1 protein-coding gene is annotated in these 1,862 nt (G+C 71.2%); it reads right to left on the bottom strand.

From position 1 onward, the window contains the following. Nucleotides 1-1,862, bottom strand: a 1,862-nt coding sequence (locus ACIGG8_RS42855) for a condensation domain-containing protein (protein ID WP_396553993.1), incomplete at both ends; no start/stop codon positions are given.

The raw sequence follows: 1,862 nt of genomic DNA, 5'->3' as shown, positions 1-1,862 counted from the left end.
GGCACATACGCACCACCCGCCTTCACCACACCCAACAGCGCCACCACCAACTCCACCGACCGCGGCAGCACCACCCCCACGAACGACTCCGCACCAACCCCCCGCCCGATCAACCACCGAGCCACCCGGTTCGACCACGCATCCAACTCCCGATACGTCAACGACCGCCCACCAGCAACCACCGCCACCGCATCCGGCGTCCGCTCCACCTGCTCACCGAACAACACCGGCAACGACACATCACGAACATCCCGCGACTCACCGTTCCAGCCGACCAACACCCGCTCACGCTCGCCAGGCACGAACACATCCACCCCGCCGACCCGACCCTGCGGGTCCGCGACCAGCGCGGACAGCACCCGCACGAAACGCTCCGCAAGCGCCTCCGCCGTCCCCCGGTCGAACACATCCGTGCTGAAGTCCAGGGCTCCGCCGTCGTCCGACAGGCGGAAGGAGAGGTCGAACTTCGCGGAACCGGCGTCCACCGACTCGCCCGTCACGGTCAGGCCGGGCAGGGACGCGACGGCGGAGGCCGCGCCCTGGTCCGTGTTGTTGAGGACGAGCATGGTCTGGAAGAGGGGGTGCCGGGCGAGCGAGCGCTCCGGGTTGACCGCCTCGACCAGCCGCTCGAACGGCAGGTCCTGGTGCGCGTACGCCTCCAGGTCGGCCGCCCGCACCCGCTCGATCAGCTCCGCGAACGTCGGGTCACCCGACACGTCCGTCCGCAGCACCAGCGTGTTGACGAAGAACCCGACCAGATCGTCCAGCGCGTCATCGGTGCGGCCCGCGATCGGCGTGCCCAGCGGGATGTCCTCCCCCGCCCCCAGCCGGCTCAGCAGCGCCGCGAGCGCCGCCTGCAGCACCATGAACACACTCGCCCGCTGCTCACGCGCCACCCGGGTCAGGCCGTCGTGCAGTCCGTCGGGGAACGCGAAGGTCACCCGGTCGCCCCGGTAGGAGGCGGTGGCCGGCCGCGGCCGGTCGAACGGCAGCGCCAGTTCTTCGGGCAGGCCGTCCAGGGTCCGCTGCCAGTAGCCGAGTTGACGCGACACCTCGCTCTCCGGATCGGCCTCGGAGCCGAGCAGCTCGCGCTGCCACAGGCCGTAGTCGGCGTACTGGACCGGCAGTTCCTGCCAGGCCGGGGCCTCTCCGGCGGCGCGTGTGGCATAGGCCGCGGCCAGGTCCCGGGCCAGCGGCCCCATCGACCAGGCGTCGCCCGCGATGTGGTGGACGACCGCCAGCAGCACGTGCTCCTCGGCGCCCAGCTCGAACAGCCAGGCCCGCAACGGCAGATCGCGGGTCAGGTCGAACGGCGTCCTGGTCGCGTGCTTCAGCTCCTCTTCGAGGTCCTCGGCGGCGACCGCGACCTCCCGGAGTCCGGCCTCGGCAGCGCGCGCGGCATCGAGGACGATCTGGTACGGGCCCTCGGCGTCCTCCGCGAAGACGGTCCGCAGGCTCTCGTGACGCGCGACGACGTCGGCCAGCCCCCGGCGGAGCGCCTCGACGTCCAGGGAACCGGAGAGACGCAAGGCCACGGGAACGTTGTAGGTGGCGCTCGGGCCCTCGAACTGGTGCAGGAACCAAAGTCGCTGCTGCGCCAGCGAGAGCGGCAGACGGTCGGGACGTTCGGCGACGGCCCGCAGCGGGAGACGGCCGACGGCCGACTCGTCGATCGCGGTGGCGAGTTCGGCGACGGTGGAGGCCTCGAAGACCTGCCGAACGGCGAGTTCGACGTCCAGGACCGACCGGATCCGACTCACCAGGCGAGTGGCGAGCAGGGAGTGCCCGCCGAGCTGGAAGAAGTCGTCGTCGATCGACACCGACTCCACGCCCAGCGTCTCCGCGAACAGACCGCACAGGAT

This window comes from Kitasatospora sp. NPDC085464, assembly GCF_044541955.1.
GTDB lineage: Bacteria > Actinomycetota > Actinomycetes > Streptomycetales > Streptomycetaceae > Kitasatospora.
The sequence above is the reverse complement of the archived record's forward strand: the minus strand, read 5'-3'. Positions and strand labels throughout refer to the sequence as shown.